This window comes from Tannerella forsythia, from assembly GCF_001006485.1.
GTDB classification, from domain to species: Bacteria; Bacteroidota; Bacteroidia; order Bacteroidales; family Tannerellaceae; genus Tannerella; species Tannerella forsythia.
Genome location: NZ_JUET01000139.1, coordinates 73,376 through 94,396 on the forward strand (window position 1 = coordinate 73,376; position 21,021 = coordinate 94,396).

At 50.3% G+C, this 21,021-nt stretch carries 13 protein-coding genes and 1 riboswitch; of the genes, 8 read left to right on the top strand and 5 right to left on the bottom strand.

The window, feature by feature from the left end:
* Positions 1-86: 86 nt before the first annotated feature.
* Positions 87-1,094 carry a metallophosphoesterase family protein gene (locus tag Tanf_RS13595; RefSeq protein ID WP_014225524.1) on the top strand — a complete coding sequence of 336 codons (1,008 nt, stop codon included), beginning with the start codon at positions 87-89 and terminating at the stop codon, positions 1,092-1,094.
* A 348-nt stretch (positions 1,095-1,442) separates the two neighbouring features.
* Here Tanf_RS13595 and Tanf_RS13600 read toward each other — a convergent pair whose 3' ends face one another.
* Positions 1,443-2,483 carry an FAD:protein FMN transferase gene (locus Tanf_RS13600; protein WP_231964085.1) on the bottom strand — a complete coding sequence of 347 codons (1,041 nt, stop codon included), beginning with the start codon at positions 2,481-2,483 and terminating at the stop codon, positions 1,443-1,445.
* A 354-nt stretch (positions 2,484-2,837) separates the two neighbouring features.
* Positions 2,838-3,033, top strand: a riboswitch (cobalamin riboswitch).
* A gap of 126 nt (positions 3,034-3,159) precedes the next feature.
* On the opposite strand from Tanf_RS13600, the gene Tanf_RS13605 reads away from it, so the two are divergent.
* The 7 genes from Tanf_RS13605 to Tanf_RS13635 all read left to right on the top strand — a co-directional run bounded on the left by Tanf_RS13605 (position 3,160) and on the right by Tanf_RS13635 (position 13,744).
* On the top strand, positions 3,160-5,520 hold the full coding sequence (locus Tanf_RS13605; protein WP_046826221.1) for a TonB-dependent receptor: 2,361 nt from the start codon (positions 3,160-3,162) through the stop codon (positions 5,518-5,520).
* Between the two features lie 17 nt (positions 5,521-5,537).
* A complete protein-coding gene (locus Tanf_RS13610; RefSeq protein WP_046826222.1) occupies positions 5,538-6,812 on the top strand; it encodes a DUF4374 domain-containing protein in 1,275 nt (424 codons plus the stop codon).
* Between the two features lie 13 nt (positions 6,813-6,825).
* Complete coding sequence (locus Tanf_RS13615; protein ID WP_046826223.1) at positions 6,826-8,289, top strand: PepSY domain-containing protein; 1,464 nt, start codon at positions 6,826-6,828, stop codon at positions 8,287-8,289.
* A gap of 100 nt (positions 8,290-8,389) precedes the next feature.
* Entirely contained in the window at positions 8,390-9,325 is a 936-nt protein-coding gene (locus Tanf_RS13620; RefSeq protein ID WP_046826224.1) for a sirohydrochlorin cobaltochelatase, read from the top strand.
* A 65-nt stretch (positions 9,326-9,390) separates the two neighbouring features.
* Positions 9,391-11,733, top strand: a complete 2,343-nt coding sequence (locus Tanf_RS13625) for a TonB-dependent receptor (RefSeq protein WP_087879765.1) — start codon at positions 9,391-9,393, stop codon at positions 11,731-11,733.
* A 42-nt stretch (positions 11,734-11,775) separates the two neighbouring features.
* Positions 11,776-12,258, top strand: a complete 483-nt coding sequence (locus tag Tanf_RS13630; protein WP_046826225.1) for a hypothetical protein — start codon at positions 11,776-11,778, stop codon at positions 12,256-12,258.
* A 10-nt stretch (positions 12,259-12,268) separates the two neighbouring features.
* Positions 12,269-13,744 (top strand): PepSY domain-containing protein, encoded by a 1,476-nt coding sequence (locus tag Tanf_RS13635; protein WP_052449132.1) that lies wholly within the window; start codon positions 12,269-12,271, stop codon positions 13,742-13,744.
* A 267-nt stretch (positions 13,745-14,011) separates the two neighbouring features.
* Here the strand turns inward: Tanf_RS13635 and Tanf_RS13640 are convergent, their stop codons facing one another.
* Genes Tanf_RS13640 through Tanf_RS13655 form a run of 4 tightly spaced genes read right to left on the bottom strand, consistent with a single transcriptional unit; the run spans position 14,012 to position 20,943 of the window.
* Positions 14,012-15,226 carry a cyclically-permuted mutarotase family protein gene (locus Tanf_RS13640; protein ID WP_052449134.1) on the bottom strand — a complete coding sequence of 405 codons (1,215 nt, stop codon included), beginning with the start codon at positions 15,224-15,226 and terminating at the stop codon, positions 14,012-14,014.
* Positions 15,227-15,233: 7 nt separating this feature from the next.
* The gene (locus tag Tanf_RS13645; RefSeq protein ID WP_046826227.1) at positions 15,234-17,312 is read right to left on the bottom strand and encodes a GDSL-type esterase/lipase family protein; all 2,079 of its coding nucleotides are present in this window, start codon (positions 17,310-17,312) and stop codon (positions 15,234-15,236) included.
* Positions 17,313-17,329: 17 nt separating this feature from the next.
* The gene (locus Tanf_RS13650; RefSeq protein ID WP_046826228.1) at positions 17,330-19,327 is read right to left on the bottom strand and encodes a family 20 glycosylhydrolase; all 1,998 of its coding nucleotides are present in this window, start codon (positions 19,325-19,327) and stop codon (positions 17,330-17,332) included.
* Entirely contained in the window at positions 19,324-20,943 is a 1,620-nt protein-coding gene (locus Tanf_RS13655) for a sialidase family protein (protein WP_046826229.1), read from the bottom strand. Before Tanf_RS13655 ends, Tanf_RS13650 begins: the two co-directional genes overlap by 4 nt.
* Positions 20,944-21,021: the final 78 nt, after the last annotated feature.

Consider the following 21,021-nt stretch of genomic DNA (forward strand, 5'->3'; position numbering starts at 1 on the left):
CTGCAATTTTTTCATATCTTTGTACGCCGATCTTTCTTATCGACATGAACAAATTTATTCATCTTAATTTAATAATAACATAGCGTATGAAAAACTGGAAAAAAACACTTTGGACAAGTTTGTTGTATGTGGGAGGAGGAATGCTTCTTTCCGCACAGCAACCGGCTTTAAAGTTCAATGCAGACAAAAAATTCAAGATCGTTCAATTTTCCGATGTGCATTATATCGAGGGCGATCCGCGCTCGGCCGGTTCATTGGAAAATATCGTTGAGACGCTTGATGCCGAGAATCCGGACTTCGTCATCATCACCGGCGACGTGATTTATGGCAAGCCGGCCGAAACTTGTATGCGGGCTGTGTTGAAGCCTGTCTCCGAACGAAAGATTCCTTTTGCCGTAACGTATGGCAATCATGATGACGAGTTTGACATGACCCGTGAAGAACTGTTTACGGTGATTCAAAGCATACCTTACAACTTGACAGCTACGACCGAAGGTATCCATGGCGTGACGAACTTTATCTTGCCGATTCTCTCGGCTACGACCGGAAAAACGGCCGAACTGCTGTATTGCTTCGACTCGAATGCCTATTCGAAACTCGAAGACGTGAAGGGATACGATTATATCAGAGCGGATCAAATTGCTTGGTATCGCGCACAAAGCGAGTCTTTTACACGTGCCAACGGAGGTATTCCCATCCCCTCGTTGGCTTTCTTCCATATCCCGTTTCCCGAGTTTAATCAGGCCTCTTCGGACGAGCATGCACACTTCTGCGGAACACGTATGGAAGCCGCTTCATCTCCGAAACTCAATTCGGGCATGTTTGTGGCGATGAAAGAGATGAAAGATATCGAAGGGGTGTTTGTCGGACATGATCATGACAATGATTACGCCGTTCAGTGGCATGGCATTCTGCTGGCTTTCGGACGCTATAGCGGTGGAAATACGGTTTACAACAACCTCAAACCGAATGGAGCCCGCATCATTGAACTGACGGAAGGGGTCAAAGGTTTTCGTACGTATATCCGTCTGCGGGGTGGAACTATTATTAACGACCTGAAATATCCCGAATATTTTACGGACCAGAAGAATTAGCACAAACAAACACTCCAATATGCCACATGTCGGGATAACCGGCTATCCAACCGCCACGTTTCGTTTTTCCGTTTGGGAAGAGCGAAACGTGGCGTTTGTTGTTTTAGCTTTCTTTCTCCATCTTTTTTTCAGGCTCGGGTCCATCCCTCGCATTTTATACCCTAAAACCCATTCGTTTGATAAGAAAGACGGCTTCTTCGTCCAATAGCGGCCTGAAAACTTGTAGAACCACCTGTCTCGTGCTTATCTTTGCATCCACAGACATAATATTTCATAATAAAGTCTTTTTAGTGGTATATAAATGGTTTATGCGAGGAATCCGAGACGTGAGTCTGGGATTTTTTCTTTTTAAGGCTTTACCATAGCCGAATGCATGCCGCCGGAATATTGGATCCGGTTTTGTCCTGCCTCGTCCGAATAAATCACATAATATTCGATATCCCGAAGTGTTTCGGCCATGCGGAGAGCTGCTTCTACGCCCATCGCCATAAACGCCGTGGCATATGCATCTGCCGTCATGCAGTCAGGCGCAATGATCGATGCACTCAGGATCGTTTGCTCCGAAGGATAGCCGGTGCGGGGATCAATCGTATGGGCGTATTTCTTGCCTCCTTTGATATAAAAATTACGGTAATTGCCTGACGTAGCCATCCCTCTCTTACCGCAAAGCGCTACCACCTGGCCGATGTCATTTTTAATCCCTGTCGTATCGTCTTCAGGCTTACTGATACCGATACGCCAGCATTCTCCTTTGGGATTCAATCCTTTGGAGGTAACTTCGCCACCGATATCGACCATATAATTTTCTACTCCCTCACGTTCAAGCAGTGCAGCAATCACGTCGCAGGCATACCCTTTGGCAAGGGCGGAGAAATTAAGCTGGATACGCGGGTCTTCCTTGATCACACGCCGGCTTTCGAGACGTATTTTTCGGTAGCCGACAAACGTTAACAAGCTATCGATAACGGGTTGCGATACACTGTCTTTTTGTTCAAATCCAAAGCCCCACAGATTGATCAACGGAGCAGCTGTTGCATCGAAAGCTCCATCGGAGTGCACAGATACTTCCATGGCCTTGTTAAAAACGGTTATGAACCGATCGTCAATCTCCACCTCTTCGTTTCGATTTACTTTGGCCAATATCGAGTGGGGATTAAAAGGGTTCAGAGAGAGATTAAAGGCCTGAAACTCCGCGTCGATTTTTTCGGTCAACAACACGGACGATTCGTATTTAATCTGATAGAGCGTATGAAAAACCGTTCCGCTCTCTTCGTAATATTGAGGTGGAGAAGAGCGGCACGATATAACCGACAGGATGGTCAAAAAAAAGAGAGCAGATCGAAAAAAAACGCATTGTTTGTTTGTTTTCTCTGAAGGAAATTTCATCATCGGATTCATTGTATTTTCTGCATTAATTTTCGCGCAAAGATACGTTACAATTTTCATTTTCTTCAACAATAAAATTTCAAGGATTCTACAAGGCCATCCGCTGTAAACTTTACAAACTATAAAATTATTGAAAATCATCTGCTTGTAAAAATTTTAACGATTTTATATTATCGGATGATTTGTTTATTTTCAAACAATTACATAGGATTTGCTAAAAAAGCATCACGCCACAAAATACAGACAAGGTTTTACGCAATCAGGATTGATTGGAATAAAGTAATGTAGATTAACAATAACAGTGCCGTTTAAAGCCGTAAAAAAAGAATTTATAGCGGAAATATCGAAATAAATGCTTAATTTTGCAGCTGTTTTGGTGATACGTCGGTCATTCTGCCGTTCGCATAAAAGGGAATCCGGTCGGAGTCCGGAACAGTGCCCGCTACTGTGTAACCCGTGAAGAGGAAAAGCAAACTTACACCACTGTCGTCATTGACGGGAAGGTCGCTTTTCGGGGTGCAGTCAGGAAACCTGCCAAGCATAAAAGACGAACATGTTCTCGGGGGCAAGAACAGCGTGATTGGAATCGAATGATTTTTTAGTTTCGACCATAGGGTGAGAAGCCTGCAAGTAGCCATGCTGCTTTGCAGGTATGTTTAGGTTATTGTTTATCAGTTTTATGATGAAGTTGATCCTGTCGTTTGCATTATGTTTATGTCTGTTCGGTACGGAAGCGGTGGCGCAGAATAAGTATGTGTTGTCCGGAGCCGTCACCGATGCGACAGGACATCCCGTATCGATGGCAACCGTTGCGATTGAACATACATCGCTGGGGGCATTTACCGACGACAAGGGACATTATACCTTGGAGTTGTCGGCCGGGAAGCATATCGTTGCCGTATCTTCGGTCGGATATAAAACCGAGAGAAAGGAACTGAACATCCGAAAAAACACGAAGCAGGATTTTATGCTCGAAGAAAACACGGTTGTTTTAAAAGCTGTCGAGGTTTACGGCAAGACGCAGTCCCAACAGGTCAGAGAGGGAGCATATGCCGCCAATGCCCTTGATATGAGGCCGCTTACCAATACGATCCACAGTCTGAATACGATCGTCAACCGCACCATGGGCGTCAAAGTGCGTGAAGAAGGTGGGGTAGGTTCCGATTTCGAACTGTCGGTCAATGGCCTTTCGGGCAATTCCGTGCGTTACTTTATCGACGGAGTGCCGATGAGCGCGAAAGGGCGCGGCATATCGCTGGCCAACTTGCCGGTCAATATCATCGACCGGGTAGAGATCTACAAGGGAGTAGTGCCTTCGCATTTGGGAGGCGATGCCTTGGGAGGCGCCATTAACGTCATCACCCGAAAGGAACGGAAGAACTACCTTGACGTGTCGTACGGCATCGGGTCGTTTCATACCCATAAAGCCGATATGTTCGGGCAGTATGTGATGCCGAAGAGCGGCATCGTGATCCGTCCCGTAGCCGGAATTAATTATTCAAAGAACGATTATCTGATGAAAGGCGTCGAGCTGTGGGACGAGGCCGAGCGACGCTTCCGGCCGTTCGACCGCAAGCGTTTCCATGACGATTATTTCTCGGTACTGACACAGCTTGAAGCCGGTGTTACGCATCGCCGGTGGGCTGATGAATTTTTCCTTTCGGGATCGTTCTCGTCCGTACACAAGCAGCTGCAGACCGGTTCGATTCAAAGCATCGTGTACGGTAAGGCCGAGCGCGAATCCGAAGCATGGAACATCTCGGCGCGGTATATGAAGAATGATTTTCTGCTGCCCGGCCTCAAAGCCAACCTTTCCCTGTCGCATACGTGGGACCATGCGCTGACGACCGACACGGCATTCCGCAAATACAACTGGGACGGCGCTTACATCGAATCGTCACGCAACGAGATTACGGGGCGCGACCGTACACGCCGGCATAACAAACGGCCGCTGACGACCGTGCGCACCGGGTTCGATTACCGCATTGACGCGCGTCACGGTCTTAACCTAAACTATTTGATGAACCGCACGGGCAATGAACGATACGACGAGATCGATACCGACTTTGATCCGTCGAACGATATCTTTACGAAGCATATTCTGGGGCTTTCGTATAATCAGCGTCTCGTGAACGATCGTTGGCAGAACTCGTTATTTGTGAAGAATTATACGAATTATTTGAATGTCACCCAGCAGGATTTGCCGTGGATTACCGGCTCGCGCGAGAAGCAGGGCGCTTCGACGAAAAACTATACCGGCTACGGACTGGCTATGCGCTATGGTTTCGGCGAAGGGCTGTCGCTCAAGGCTTCGTACGAACACAGCATGCGTCTGCCGCTGGCACGCGAGTTGCTCGGCAACGGTACGACCGTCTATGCCAACCTGCAGCTGAAGCCCGAAAGCAGCGACAATTACAACCTCGGACTGTTCGGTACGCTGAACCCCGCGCCCGGTCATCAGCTGTTTTACGAAGTGAACGGCTTTTTCCGCAATGTGAAAGACTATATCCGCGCCGTGATCTCCGAGGCCGAAGGGCTGAGCCAGTACGGCAATGTGGCCAGCGTGGCCATTAAAGGCATTGAGGGCGAAATAAGATATACGTACGACGATTGGTTGCAGGTGATTGCCAACGGCAGTTATGAAGACGCCCGCAGCATGACGCGCTATTACCCCGACGGCAAGGAGATGATTACATACAAAAACCGTGTGCCGAATCGGCCGTGGCTGTTCGGTAACGTGGAGGTGAACGTGAAGAAGCGCGATTTTCTGCTGAAAAAGAGTATTCTGCGTGCAGGTTATAACTTCGAGTATGTGCATTGGTTTTTCCTGACGTGGGAAGGATACGGCAGCCTTGCGAGCAAGTCGCGTATTCCTTCGCAATATCAGCACAACGTATCGCTTTCGCTATCGTTCGATAACGACAAATACAATGTGTCTGTTACCTGTAACAACCTGTTCGATCGTTTGGCTTACGATAATTTTAAGCTGCAGAAGCCCGGCCGGTCGTTCTTTTGCAAATTCAGAATATTTATTAACTAATTATATTAACAAGGACAATGAAAACTATTCGATTTTATGTATGGATGCTGCTGGCCGCATTGGCTGGCGTAGCTTTTACGGCGTGTGAAGATGACAAACCCGATCCGAAGATCATCGATCCGCTGTTGGAATCGCATTTCGATGTTTGGGTATCAATCGGCAAGAATGCCGGTATGGGGTCTGCAGGGACTTTATTGGTGCAAAACATGAAATCGCTCGACACAAAGGAGCAGATTCATTTTGTGAATACCGGAGCCGACGTAACGGCTAAACTGTATCAGGAATCCATTATTAAAGGCGCTTATTACTATCAGGTTCCGAAAGAGCAAAACCGTTTTGGAAAATATCAGATTGTAGGAAATAAAGTCAGAGTTATCAAAGAGTTTTCGTTTCAGAAGAATACGCTGAAAGATCGCCGTTATACGCATGCGTGGATCGATGACCATACGCTGGTGTTGATGGCTGCTAACGGAAAGGCCGATAAAGTGATCTGGATCAAGGTGAATACGGATCAGATGAATATTGTTGCCGAAGGCGAACTGAAGTTGCCGAAATTGCCGGGCAAAGCCGGTAAACCGGGTAAATTCAGCACATCGGGTATTGCCGGCTTCAGAAAGAGCGACGGAAAAATCCTGTATTCGTATCTGGATAATAATGATAAGGTACGTTTTTACATGGCTTTTATTAACCCTGCCGATATGTCGGTAGAGAAGACCGTGATGGAAGACCGCGCCGAGTTTATGGCCGGAACGGCTTATGGCGAACTTTTGCAGAGCAAGAGTTTCTTTACGCCCGAAGGCGATTACTACTTGGCCTGCAACAGCGTACTGAAAGGGGCAACGAGCAACACTCAACAATATGGCTCATTGTTACGTATTAAGAAAGGTGAGACCGACTTCGACAAGAGCTACAAAGGGTATAATTATCCGAAAGGCAAAATCGTAACGGTCGATTATCTGGGTAATGAGAAAGCATTGCTCTACATTCAGGACCCGGAATATACGAAAGCGAAAGGCTGGGGAGAAGACTATAACTGCTACTACGCCGTCCTCGACTTGAAGACCGACAAAGTGGAAGAGATCAAGCACGATGGCAAAGTGCTGCCTTACAGCAGCGGTACGTTCTCGCAGCGTTCCATTGTGCTGGGCGACAAGGCGTATATCGGGGTGAATCCCGAAAATGAGCTGCCTTGTGTTTATATCTACGATATCAAAACGGGAGAGGTAACGAAAGGCCTGACAATTGCCAAAGGTTATCTGTTCGGTCGTATCGTGGCATTGAAAGATAAATAGAAACAGTATTGAAATGAAGAAGGTAAGGGCGTTTTTCTTTTCCGTTCACCGGATATTCGGGACGATCGTCTGCGTATTCTTTTTTATGTGGTTCGTGTCGGGGCTGGTACTGATTTATCACCCGTTCCCGAATGTGACCGATCAACAGTTGCGCGAACGGATGGAGCCGTTGCCTTCTTCATTGCCTGATGTGGAGGCTGTGTTGGCGCGTCTGCCGGAGCCGGTCTCGAACATTGAGGCTGTCGGTGTGCGTCAGTTTCAGGGGCAGACGCTCTTGACCATCGAGACGGCAGACAGCGTCTATGTGCGTTGCGCCGATACGTTGCAGACGGTCATGCCCGTTACGTGCGAGACGCTCGACGCCGTAGCACGGCGGTGGGTCGATGCCGATCCTGTGCGTGTCGATACGTTGCATAAACGTGACATCTGGATCATGTATTCGCGCTACCTGAGCGAAATGCCGATCTGCAAATTTTATTACGACGATGCCGAAAAGCATGAGCTGTATATCGCTTCCCGCACGGGAGAAGTGTTGCAGTTCACCACCGTCCGTCAGCGGTTCTGGGCGTATATCGGAGCCATCCCGCATAAGTTCTACCTGCCTGTGCTTCGCCAACATACCGACGCATGGGTCTGGTCGCTCACCATCGGCGGGATTATTGCGCTGATTGCCGCCCTGTCGGGGTTGTATGCCGGCATATACATTTTATATAAGCGCTACAAGTCGCGCGGTAAATTCGGCAGTCCGTATAAGAAACACTGGTATAAGTGGCATCATATCAGCGGACTGATTTTCGGCGTCTTTCTCGTTACGTTCGCCTTCAGCGGCGCGATGGCTTTGCAGCGTATTCCACAGTGGGTCATCAAGACGCATGGCGACTATCGCGTCAGCGACACGAAGTTTCGGGGGCGTCCGCTTCCGGTCGAACGTTATACGCTCGATTACCGCCTTCTCGCGGAGGCTTATCCCGGGCTGAAAACGGTCGAATGGTCGCATTTCCGCGATGTGCCCGTCTATGAGGTGCAAACGGCCGACCTTACGGTCAGCATCGACGCCTCGGGTACGGACGTGAAAGAGCTGAGCCTGACGGACAAGCAGATTACGCAGGCTGTACGTCATATCCATGGTGAAGAGGCGGAACTCACGGTTTCGCTTATCGACACATACGAAGAGTATTACCTCTCGCGAAGCGGTCGGTTGCCCTTGCCTGTATATAAGGTGGAGGTCGATAATGCGGATCGCAGCGTCTATTATGTCGATCCGGCTACGGGCGAGTTTCGTTATTTGAATCGTGCCCGCAAAGCCAAAAAGTGGGTGTTCAGCGGGTTGCATTATCTGAATATTCATTGGTTAGTGGAACGTCCGGTCTTGTGGACCATCGCCATCTGGACGCTGTGCCTTGGCGGAGCGTATGTGTCGTTGTCCGGTATTTGGTTGGGTATAAAATATCTTCGGCGGAAGATGAAGAGGAGATAATGGTTAATTGTCAATGATTAATGGTTAAGGGGAACCTTTGATTTTTAGCTTTTCTCTTTTCATTTTTAACTTTTAATTTTTCACTTATAAAATAAGAAAGATGATGAAAACATATTTATGGATGGGGATGCTTATGGTAATGAGTATATGTAAGGCACACGAAGGACGAAACTTCGTTCACTCGGACATGCTGAAAACGATGTCGGCAAACGATAAGGCGGCGATCGTAATGGTTTATTTCGGTACGACGCACGACGACACACGCGCCTTGACGATCGACCGTCTGACGGAACAGGTGCAGGAAACATTTCCCGATTTTAAGGTGCGCGAAGCGTATACGTCGCGCACGGTGATTCAACGTCTCGCCAAAAGAGACATTACGAAAAAGACGCCGCTCGAAGAGCTTGACTGGTTGAAGAGGCACGGTTACACGCACGTGATCGTACAGCCTACGACGCTGATCGAAGGCGTGGAGATGGAAGCCCTGCGCCGTGAGGTAGCCGGCGTATCGGGTGATTTTAAGGATATCCGCGTAGGGACGCCGTTGCTGTACACGCCCGATGATTACCGGGCGGTAGCCGCAACGCTCGGCACTGTGCCTTCTGACGGTCGGGCTGTCGTATGGGTCGGACACGGAACGTATATACCGGCTACGGCACAGTATGCCATGCTGGGCGATGTGATGAATGTCGAAGGGCATGAGCACCATTTCGTCGTGACACTCGAAGGCTACCCGATGCTTTCCGATACCGAAGCACGGATCAGGAAGAGCGGAGCCGAACGTGTGGTATTATGTCCGCTCATGTTCGTGGCCGGCGACCATGCCAAGAACGATATTGCCGGCGAGATGAAGGAACAACTTGAAGCAAAAGGGTATCAGGTAGAAACGATATTGAAGGGATTGGGAGAATATGAAGGTATCCGTGCCGTTTTTATCGACCATATCCGTTTCAGTCTGCATCATAAGATGACGGACATTGTAGAAAGAAAAAAGGTTTATGCGACGCCCGGGTACGAATACCGGCACGACGAATAGAGAACCTGTAAAACCGTTTGTATCGGTGCAAAGGAAAACAGTTATTTTAATAGTATTAGTTTTTTATGAGAATCAAAAGTATTACGTTATGTGCTGTGCTTTTCGGTGTTTTATGTACCGTGCAGGCACAGGATCAGAAAGGTTACACGAACTTTCAGGACACCACCTTTCATCTCGACGAAGTATCGATAACGGGAGCGCAGCAAAAGAAAGTTTCCGTGATGAAACTCGACGTGCCGGCGTCATTTCTGCCGGTATCGACCAACAGTTTGCCTTCGAAGGTGCTCGAAAACCGTGGCATCCGCAATATTCAGGATGCGGTGCGTTTCTTGCCCGGCGTGCGTGTACAAACCTCCTACGGAGCGTTTCAACAGATTTCGATCCGTGGTTTTGACCACTCTATCGTGATGGTCGACGGGGTACGTGATGAACGTTCGTCGATCAACAACTCGTATCCGTTCATGGATCTCTCGTCGATCGAGAGCATCGAACTGCTCAAAGGCCCAGCATCGGTGCTTTACGGACAGTCGGCTGTGGGCGGTGTACTAAACATCGTCCGTAAGGCGCCTTCTGAAAAGCAAAAAGTCAATGCACGCATCGCTTACGGCAGTTATTACAATCTGGAGACAACGCTCGGTTTCGGAGGCAAACTCGCAGGGCCGCTCAATTACTTCGCGAACTTCAATTATCAGACGCAGGAAGGCTGGCGCGATAATGCCATGAGACGCTTGTCGGGGTATGTAGCCTTGGGAGGCAAGCTGACCCAGGCCGATGAGCTCGATATCCGTATCGCTGCCCATCGCGATTATTACCCGACCGAAATAGGTCTGCCCGATGTGATGCCCGCCGATATTTATAACACAGTCGATAACTCGAAGTACCTCAGTAAAGGGGATCTGCTGCCGGGGTTAGACCGCAAGGCGCGTTATAACAGCGAATCGGATTTTATGTATAACCGTAACTTCAACGCGTCGCTTATGTGGAAACATACGTTTAGCAATGCCGCCAAACTGATGAATAAATTCTCGTACACAAACGACGATATTGACTATTTCGGCACCGAAGACCTGGCCTATCTGACGAGCGATAAGCCGATCTATCCCCACTATTATATGAAAGGTAAGACGAAGGTCTATATTTCGCTCGATTCGCTTCGTTATGATTTTCCGTTGCGCTTTTCGCACATGGCGCAGACGTACAACAATCAGTTGGAGCTGAACGGAAAGTTTTCGACCGGAAACATTAAGCACAATTATCTGGCAGGGTATTCGTTAATTGCCCTGATCCGTGATTCATACAGCGGTTACGACTTGGGAAAGAATGTCTACGGTCCCGGTTTGACCGGACATGGTACGGTACATAATCCACACAGTATTGGATGGATGGAGACGAATTTTGGGAAGGCTTACGTATCACGTACGTATATGCATGGTTTCTATTTGCAAGACCTGATCGAAATCAGTGACAAACTAAAAGTGCTATTGGCCGGACGTTACGATTTGTACGGCTATAAGCGCGTAGCCGGTGTGCCGACCATCGATGGACAACGAAGTTACAAAATGCCGGCCGATACGCTTTTTGATCGTGTGAAGACCGGGGCATTTACGTATCGTATCGGAGCTGTTTATCTGCCTGTCGAGCAGCTTTCGCTCTATGCTTCGATCGGTTCGTACTTCAAACCGATTGTCAGTTTCTATCGCGATGATATACGCTATTTCGACCGTCACGGCAAAGAATTTTTCCCTACGAAAAACGGCAAAGTATTCGATCCCGAGCAAGGTTTTCAAGTAGAAGTCGGGATACGTTATACACTGGTCGAGAAACTCGAAGCCAATGTCAGCCTGTTCTATATCAACAAAAAAAATATCCAATACACGCTGGGTAACAAAGGCGATATTGTCAAAGGCGATACTTTGAGTAAGACAATTGTAGGACAGGTAGGCCGTATGGACTCGAAAGGATTTGATGTCGAGCTGACGTACAAACCGATTGCAGGCATGTCCTTGACGGCAGGATACGGTTATACCGATGCGCGTGTGCGCGAGGTCGCCGACAATCCATATCTTGAAAGCTACCGTCTGAAAGGAAAACAATATCCCCGCATTCCCAAACATACGTTCTATGTCTATGGCGACTATGAAGTGACCGAGGGGATGTTGAAAGGCTGGGGAGCAAACTTCGATGTGACCTATCAGGATAAGGTTTTCCGTAATGCCGACAATACGACACAGTTCGATGCTTATTGGTTGGCTAATGCCGGCCTCTCGTACCGGATGAGAAATAACGTCCGTTTGGGATTGAATGTGAACAACCTGTTCGATCAGGATTATTTCAATCAGTCGCTCGGTAACCAGTTTGTGCCGAGTATGCCGCGTAACTTCTTACTTTCTGCCTCGTATTCGTTTTAAACGGAAAAGATAATAGGGAATTGCAACTTAGTTTATACTAAAATGAAAAATTCTATTTATAGGATACCGAGGGATAAGCTTGCTCTTTTCTTTCTATTTGGATTGTTTTTGATTTTTACTGCCAATTGCCAAAATTCATCTGATACTAGATTGGAAAATAGGTTGCGGCAAATTGAGACCGGAAAATTGTTTACATTGGACACTTTGTGGCAGGGAGATTGGGACTTTGTATGTATAATATCTCCTTACCAAGATGATAAGGAAATACTTCGAGAAAAAAATATCAGCAGAGGAAAAGCAAAGTTAGTACGCAATAATGTATTTTTTGATTCGGTATGTACTTTATTGTTTATGGAAGGTAATTATGTGAAGGAAGTATTAACTGTCAAGCGCAATATCGCTGATTTTGCCATTCCGTCCGATACGGTTCGTGTATTTGGACGCAAAACCATATTACGGATGAATATGGATCGTAAGATATCTGTTTATGTCTCATCTCTGGTATTATTACCTATTTTGTATTGATTCTGATTGAATTATGTTTTCACGTATCATGTTTACCATTCACCGGGTGCTGGGCACGTTGCTCAGCGTCCTGTTTCTCATGTGGTTCGTATCGGGCATCGTGATGATATATCACGGGTTTCCTTCGGCCGGTCGCGACGAGAAAGCGGCTAAGCTGGAGCCGCTCGACACCGATCTGCCCTCGGTTGATGAGCTGGCGCGACGCTTGCCCGACACTTGTACGATCGACGAACTGTCGGTCAGCCGTTACCTCGGACAGACCGTTTACGAGATTCGCAGCGGCAAAGAAACGTTCCGTCTGCCGGCCGACAGCGCCGAGCAACTGCCTGTCATCGACGGAGCATATATCGCTCGTGTAGCGGCGCTCTGGTGCAACGCTCCCGTCAGCCGGATCGATTCGCTGCATGCTTTAGACCAGTGGATACCCTTCGGACGGCTGAAGGAAGAGTTCCCGATTTATAAATTTCATTTTGCCGATCACGACGGCACCGAGCTGTACATCTCGTCGCGCAGCGGTGAGGTATTGCAATATACGACGCGCTCCGAGCGATTTTGGGCATGGGTCGGGGCAGTGCCTCACTGGGTTTATTTTACGTTGTTGAGGCAAGACCGCGAATTGTGGATCAAAACGGTTATTTGGCTTTCGGGCGTCGGGGCGATCATGGTCATAGCCGGTCTTTATGTGGGCATTTACGTCAGTGTGAAGTCGCGCCGGCGGAAAAAGAAATGGTTTCCGTATAAGAAGAAATGGTATTACTGGCATCACGTGACGGGGATCGTCTTCGGCCTCTTTGCACTGACGTGGGTATTCAGCGGGATGATGTCGCTGGCTGATCCGCCCGAATGGCTCGTGAAGGAGCATCAAAAATATCCTGTTCGTCAGACGATGGAAGCTCTGGCACCGCCGCCCACCGCTTATCCGCTCGATTACAAGGCGCTGATCTCCCAATACGACGGACGTGCCATCGAGATACGCTGGTCGCACTTTTTCGGCTTACCGACATACGAAATTATGCTCTCAGGAGCCGAACGGCTGACGATTGACGCCACGACCGCCCAACCGCTTGCCCTGACGGAAGCGCAGGCTACCGAGGCCGTGCGTAGAATTCACGGCGATGACGCCGTTATCCGCACCGAACAGCTTAATGAGTACGACACGTACTACCTTGACCGTAAACGTCGACTGGAGCTGCCCGTCTGGAAAGTCAGCGTTGAGAATGAAGACCGGAGCTGTTACTACATCACTCCGTCCAACGGCCGTTTGCGCGAATACAATACACGCCGTCGGACACATTTCTGGATGTATTCCGCTCTGCATGCGCTGCGCTTCAAGTTCCTCACGGAGCATCCCGTATTGTGGACGACGGTGATGTGGATGCTGCTGCTCGGCGGCGCGTTCGTATCATTGAGTGGCGTGGTGCTGGGAGTAAAATATATCGTGCGTCTCTTCCGGCGTAAGGCAAGGCGTACTGCCGGTCATAAATAGCGCAAGGAAAGGGAAAAAGAACCTATGGAAAAGTCATTACCATAGGTTCTTTCTTTATCATTGCTGTCGTCCGTAAAATTTTCCCCTATGACCGATGTAGGAAAAAACGACTTTAAAACGATGATTTGTTGAATTATTCACTCCTTATTCGTTTTTATCTCATAAAGACAAGAGATTCAACTCTACTTCTATTTCTTTGGCCTGCTCGATATCCGGGACGGTGATACGCGAAGAATGTGCTCAAGCCCGGGTTTCCTTTGCTGTTTTTCAAAACATGCCGATGTTTACACGGGGCGTACGGATGCCGGGCTTGATTTCGCCGTTCACGACAATCAACCGCCGATTGTGGAACAATGCACCGGCTCCGGCACGTGCCACGGCCTCGTAAGCGCCTCGGTTGGTCCAGGTACGTGAACGCACGTCATAATGCAACACTTCGTCGTTGAAGCGGTACCAGTCGACCGGGTGGCGGAGATAATCGGCCGCTTCGCTTTGCAATGCCTCTAACCGTCGCGTATCGTTGGCGGCGCGGGCCAGAGCCATTTGGCGCGGGCGGTCGACCGCATCGAAGAAACGCGTATAATTTACTCCGCCAAAGAAGAGCATGGCGCTGTCGCCGCAAGCTACGGCGCATCCTCCGGTCAGTGTGCGCGGATTGCCGTCGCTCAAAGGGGGCAGAGCGGTTTCCGTTTCCCATGTTCCGGTGCGAGGCGAGAATGCGAGGATTTCGTCAGGGATTTGGGGCGGAGTCTCGGTTGTTCCGGGCTGAAATCCTCCGGCTAAATAGAGGCGATATTCCTCGTTTCCGCAGTGTTGCGCCACTAAAACAGGCTGTACGCGTGCAGCTCCGGGAAAATCGGGGAGTTTTTCCCATCGACCGGAATCCGTTCGCACGGAAAGATCGAGATAATAGAAGGCATGAGACGGTGTTCCGTTCGCATTTCCTCCCGCTACGTAGACTTTTCCGTCCATATACGTCGCGGCGAAGTTGTCCATTGCCACGGGAAGCGACGGCAGAGGACGGATGGTACACGCTTCGGAGGTGTCGTTCGCGGAAAGTAAAAAGACGTCCGTAAACGAAGACGCGCTGTCGTTTCCTCCCGCACAGACAATTCCGTAGGGTGTGCCGATGCTCGCGCCGTAAGCCACGGCACGAGGCAACACGCCCGCGTTTGTCCATTGGGCACTGTCGGCCGACAAGTCGAGCGTCCAAATCTCGGCATAATATCGCTTGGTGCCACCTTCGGCCACCGGTTTATCGGGGAAGTTGCATCCCCCGGCCACAATCAGACGGTTTCCCGTTACTCCCGTAAAAGGCGCGGAGACACCCAGCGAGGCTGTCCCCTCCATGCCCGGTAAATCGGGCAGACGATTCCATTGTATCATTTCCGTTTCTTCTTTTTTGTCCGTGCCGCCGTGCCGACACGCGCTCCAAAGCGCGAGCCCCAGCGCGACACAGACGATATAATGTATATTGTTCATCTCTTGTTTATTCAATCACAGCCTGAAACGTTGAAGCCGGCAATCCCGCTCCGTTAATCAGGTTTGCCCGCGTAAACGGCTGCCATCCGTAACGTACTTTCCGCGGACGTGTTACCTGCGGCGAACGTAGCCGGAGACGATGCCCGACAATTTCGGCCTCGGCCGGATAGAAACGTTCGTCTTCGCCAGCCAATTCGAACGTACACAGCGGTTTTCCGTCGGATGTCGTCAATCCTTCGGCATAACGGAACGAAAGCCAGACAGCTTGCTCACTAAATGTGGCCGAAAGGAATGAAGGTCCCGAAGGAATGACGGACGATTGTCCGTAACTGCGGTTCAACGCGATGCGTGCCAGCCGTTCGCCGACGTCGGTCTTGCGTTTGGGATGCACATCGAGCGAGTCTCCGCGATCGCTGCTCACTGCCATGTCGCACGACGGAATTTCTTCGGCCAGACGGCGCTGCGTATCGCGAAACCACGCCCAAGTCGGACGGTTCAGGCTCGATAACTGCACGAAATAGAAGGGCAATGTTTCTCTCCAATAGCTTCTCCAACTGTTTACCAGCATCGGAAAAAGTTTACTGTATGCTTCCAAGTTGTGCGCATTCGATTCGCCCTGATACCACAGTACTCCTTTGAGCGGATAACGCGCCAATGGCGCGATGCCTGCTTCGAACAGATAACAAGGCTCGTAAGGATGCCGCTGCAAGGGGATCGTCGCTTCTTTGAGGTTCAACGTTGCACGCTCACGCACCCAGTCTTGTATGAAATCGTTCTTCGTCCAGTCGTATAAGAGGTCGGGAAATTCAAATTCCACCGTTTTCCGGTCGATCCACGCCTCGGCCGGTGATCCGCCTACGGCATTCGAGATCAAGCCCACGGGTACTCCGAGGCTGTCGGAGAGCATACGGCCGAAAGCCATGGCAATGGCCGAGAAACGGTCGGCCGTCTGTTCGTTACACGGTTCCCATCGGGTGTCGTGGTAATATTGCAGGTGATTCAACGAGTCGAGCGCGGTCTTGCTCCATGCCGACGCGCCGGTATGCCAGCGAGGTTTCATGTCGAAGAAGCGTATCTGCGGATTCTTCCGCGCGAAATCGAGCAGCTTCGCACGTTCCGCAGCGTCGGCTTCCGATGTTTGGAACGCCATGTTCGACTGTCCCGAACAAAGCCACACTTCACCGACGGCCACCTGCCTGTAAGTAAGTTTGCGCGAAGGCGTCGCGACGGTAAGCACGAGTCCTGTCTGCGCGGGCATAGGGTCGAGCGTAACCGTCCATCGTCCGTTATCGGGAGTCCGGGCTGTCTTCGTCTGCTTCGCGATGCTTACGGTGACGGTCTCTCCCGCATCAGCCGTCCCCTCAATCGTTAACGCGCGATCCCGCTGCAATACCATATTATCCGAATAGATGGCAGGCATTCTCAGTCCTCCGAAATCACCTGTCACGGCCTGATAAACGGTCTTCGCCAGCAATCCCGCGCCTTCCTCATCGGGATGAAGAGCATCGGGCAACAAATCGGGGCGATGGTATAACGGCTCCTGCAAATCGATCAGTCCTACGCCGGCCCATCGCGCCACCTGTTCGATTTTCTCCTGAATCATCCAGTACCAGTCGCGCGTACCGGATTTAAACCGGCGATGCCGGTGCGCAATCGGCGTCATCCGACATACCCAGATGCGGCATGCGGGATTGACGCGGCGAAACGTATCGATCAACGCCAGATAATCGTGCAAAAACTCATCCCTGTAGTTCGGCCATGCCTTCGGATCGGTATCGTTCAGTCCCAAATGAATGATCACCCGGTCGCCCGCAAACTCGACCGCCCTTCTGTATTCTTCCTGCTGCGTGTATGGGCGAAAACCCTTATTTAAAAGCGTCGCTCCCGGTTTACCGAAACTGCCTACCTCGTATCCTTTGCCTAACAAACGCTGCAATTGCGCGGGATACGAGTCGGTTTCACGATTCTTGATGCCTGTTCCGTAGGTAACGCTGTTTCCTACACAAGCCACTTTCACAGTCTTCTGAGCCAACCCCATACTTACACAGGTCAGCATCCACAGTATTCCTATCCAATATTTTTTCATTGTATATCGTTAATATGTTATTTAGGTTCGGGCGAAAAAATCAGTCCTTCGAGCACCTGTTCTCCGTCAAGGGTGACGAAGGCGACGGTAAACATCCATTTTACGAGCCGCACTTCGGGGATCGTAAACCGCCCGACGGGCAGTTTCAGAAACACATGGTTCCAGCCTTTGCGAAGGCGGACACGTACCGGCGGACGAGCCACGCTGTTCTCGTTACCCAGCGCCGTCTCGTTGCTTTTTTCAGTATGCGTAGCCGTCCAGACGGGCGGCATGATTTCTTCACCGTTCAGACGAATACTACTTTGGCGATCATCCCACGTACCTTGACGTGGAGGCAGGTCGGGTTCGGAACGACTGTAGTTCTGAAACTCGATCCGCATGCCTGCTTCCTGCTCCTGCGGCGCGTAAACCCACGTATAGGCGTAAGCGGTATGATTTTCCTGCGGATGTTCGTAGAGCGCAGGCACCAAATCGCCCCATACATGGCGCAGGTAGATACCCGAGCCTGTCACAGTACGCGTTCCGTACGTCTTACCCTCATATTCATACGTTGTTTGGATTTGTTCTTCGGGCGGAAATCTTTTCGAGAGATCTCCTCCGTTCGGAAAAGCGTCCGTTACGGTCCATTTCACATGCGTTTGCCTGACGTAAGGAAACGGATACCCTTTAAAATAATGAGCTTTGTGCCAAAGCATCCGTCGTTCGAAATCGGCAAACGCCCTGAACGGCTCGGAATGTTCGTCGGGAAGGATAACACCGTTTCGGTCGAAATATTCAAATCCCCCACCCCGCCATGCGCGTTCGGCTATGGCAAGCATGTTTGGATAGAGGCCGTTTTGGAGGATGATACTCCGTTCATCGGGCAGAAGACGGTCGTTCCAGATGCCGAGGATGACGCCCGCGAGGTTTTCACTGCCCTGTTCTTCGTTATAAATACGGCTGTTATACAGTGCAACGATATCTCCAAACGTATCGAAGTGATTCAGGTAATGAAAGCGCGAATCAATGGCCGGTATGCCTTGCTGAGCCTTGCCGCGATAGCTCCAAAGCTGTGTCATGTCGATCTCGCCGGGTTGATACGTCCAACCCGGATTCCATGAAACAACCTTTTTCCCTCTGGCACGGACAAAAGCCACCATTTCAGGGACAAACAGAGGGTTCGTAAAGTCAACTTCGTCCGTTCCGATATGCAGATACGGCACATCAAAGACTTCACACGCTTCATCAATCAGTGTCTTCAAGATGTTCATGCCCTTTTCGCTCTGCATACCGCAACCGAAAGCGCGTTCAAAGGCGGCGCTATGTCCGGGTATGTCGATTTCGGGAATCAGGGTCACGAAATGTTTCCGGCAGAAGTCGACCAGTTCACGTGCTTCCTCGTGTGTGTAATATTTTCCCGGCATACGCGTCGTATGGGCGCTGTCATTAAGTGCCGGATAGCGTTTGCTTTCGAGTCTCCACGCTTGATTCTCGGTCAGATGCCAATGAAATGTGTTGATTTTGTAACGGGACAATAGGACGATCTCCCGTTTCAGCTCTTCGAGCGAGATATATGAGCGTCCGACGTCGTGCATCCATCCGCGGATACGGAAAGCCGGCCAGTCGGTGATCCGGCAGCCGCGCACACGTACGCCCTGTTCACTGCGCTCCGTCAGTTGGCGAAGCGTTTGCATCGCCCGATAGACTCCCTGCGGCTTTATCGCCTCGATATGTATGTGTTCACGCGAGATATGCAGCGTATACGCTTCGTCTTTGTTGCGGAGCGCTTCGGGAATATCGGTCACCCAGTGCACCTCGAAGCGTCGCGAAGCGTTTGTCTTTTCTTTGACCTGCCATTCGTCCGCCCACTCCGTCACCATGCCTTTTACCTCTTCCGGCAGACGAAAAGCGACTTCCTCACAAAGAAATACTTCGTCCGACCGGCTTATCTGCTGAGGCAAAGGGAGCAGTTCGCTCCTTACAGACAAGGCTACAAAAGAAAAAGCGACCAAAAGAAAAGACAAACGATGCTTCATCGTATCAGATCTTTGATTTTAACAGCCTGAAAGGTCATGTGTGCCACACTCGATTCGTAAAATATCCCGACCGTTTCCCGGTCGATCATCGACAGACACGAGTAGCCCCATCCGTCTTCTTCGTCGAGAAGTACCTGATGCGCAGGAAGCCACGTAACACCTCCGTCGAGGCTCGCCTTGATGGTGATGTGATGACGTCCTTCCGTCGTGTTGGGATTCGAGAAGAGCAACAGGTCTTTCCCGATGATGTTGTCTTTCGCTTTGACGCTGATCAGGCTCGCCATACAGATCGATTCCGGCAAGGCGCTGCGGTTCGACGAGTGTTCCGTCCAACTTTTTCCCAAGTCGCGTGTAATGCTGACGGCACGGCTGCCGCCACGATTGTCACGCATGTTCAGCATGAGCACGCCCGGCTCCACCTCAGCCACTTGCGCCTCCGTCGTGTTGGTACGCGCCGGCTGATGGATATGCCACGTCTCTCCACGGTCTTTGCTGTACATAATACCCGCGTGAGGGACACGTAGGGAGTCGATAAACTGGATCGGGAAGACAAGCGTACCGTCCCGCATTGTGATTCCTCTTCCCGGACCTTGCAGCAGGAAGCACCACGAAGGATTTTTCACCTGCGACGTGATGTTGATCGGTTCGCTCCATGTTCGGCCGTCGTCCGTACTTTTTACCATCATCAGTTGGGCTGTTTCATCGGGTGTCATTCCGGGCATGGAATTGGTCCATGCGCGCGCATTGCCCATCCCGTGCGTCCATGCGGCAACAACCCAGACGGTGTTCGTGCGTTCATCGACGAGGATGGACGGATCGCCGACTCCATTCTGCCCCGACGGTAATCCGTCGGTCTCACCGAACGACATGGCAATGCGCATCGGTTCCCATGTCTGACCTTTGTCGGTGCTGCGGCTCAGCCCTACGTCGACATGCTCCTGCAAATCTACACTGTTATTGTAACGTACATCATAGACCCCGAGCAATGTTCCTTCGTTCGTTGTCACTAATCCGGGAATACGGAAAGAGGCCGATCCGTCGTCGCCCGCATGACGCACCCCGATCCCCATACGGCGCACAGCGGCCTGTTCGCCGGCAATAACGGCCGGCTTATCGTTGATAACCGCTTCCGTCACCGTCGGGGTGAGCTTCGACAGTAGCGAAGTGTTACGATCCATCTCCACACTCACCCAAAAATAGTTGATGCCTTTCACCATCGGCTGACGTGTTTTCAGCGTCAATGTATTTGCAGCGGTCGTCACTTCATCCTGCCGGACGGAATAGGACGGGTTGGCCGAACGCGTGTTACGGATATTGTGCGAAGAGACATACGTCACCGGTGCAAAACGGGAACGGCCTTTTGTGGCCGCTTCCGTACCGGCATAAAACAGACGAACGGCTTTCACCTCCGACAACTTGTCTTCGTTACCGAAGCGTATGGTCAGCCGGTTCAGCACATCGCCTTTCGTCGCGTCAGGAATACGGATACGGAACAGCACATTGTCCGTCCGATCGATGAGGATGGGGATCTGTGGGTTTTGTACGTAAACACTGTCCGCCGCCCGTGTCATCTGCATCGATATAAATAAACCAATAATCCAAAAAAACTTTTTCATACGACAGGTATTTTTACATGAAAGCCCAAAGAAAGGCATATTTTTTCGAATCGCACTTCCTTTGGGCTTGTTATTTTT

Bases quoted from the DNA above. Each gene is read 5' to 3' on its own strand.
- Tanf_RS13595 (WP_014225524.1), top strand. From the start codon at position 87: ATGAAAAACTGGAAAAAAACACTTTGGACAAGTTTGTTGTATGTGGGA.
- Tanf_RS13600 (WP_231964085.1), bottom strand. From the start codon at position 2,483: ATGATGAAATTTCCTTCAGAGAAAACAAACAAACAATGCGTTTTTTTT.
- Tanf_RS13605 (WP_046826221.1), top strand. From the start codon at position 3,160: ATGATGAAGTTGATCCTGTCGTTTGCATTATGTTTATGTCTGTTCGGT.
- Tanf_RS13610 (WP_046826222.1), top strand. From the start codon at position 5,538: ATGAAAACTATTCGATTTTATGTATGGATGCTGCTGGCCGCATTGGCT.
- Tanf_RS13615 (WP_046826223.1), top strand. From the start codon at position 6,826: ATGAAGAAGGTAAGGGCGTTTTTCTTTTCCGTTCACCGGATATTCGGG.
- Tanf_RS13620 (WP_046826224.1), top strand. From the start codon at position 8,390: ATGATGAAAACATATTTATGGATGGGGATGCTTATGGTAATGAGTATA.
- Tanf_RS13625 (WP_087879765.1), top strand. From the start codon at position 9,391: ATGAGAATCAAAAGTATTACGTTATGTGCTGTGCTTTTCGGTGTTTTA.
- Tanf_RS13630 (WP_046826225.1), top strand. From the start codon at position 11,776: ATGAAAAATTCTATTTATAGGATACCGAGGGATAAGCTTGCTCTTTTC.
- Tanf_RS13640 (WP_052449134.1), bottom strand. From the start codon at position 15,226: ATGAACAATATACATTATATCGTCTGTGTCGCGCTGGGGCTCGCGCTT.
- Tanf_RS13645 (WP_046826227.1), bottom strand. From the start codon at position 17,312: ATGAAAAAATATTGGATAGGAATACTGTGGATGCTGACCTGTGTAAGT.
- Tanf_RS13650 (WP_046826228.1), bottom strand. From the start codon at position 19,327: ATGAAGCATCGTTTGTCTTTTCTTTTGGTCGCTTTTTCTTTTGTAGCC.
- Tanf_RS13655 (WP_046826229.1), bottom strand. From the start codon at position 20,943: ATGAAAAAGTTTTTTTGGATTATTGGTTTATTTATATCGATGCAGATG.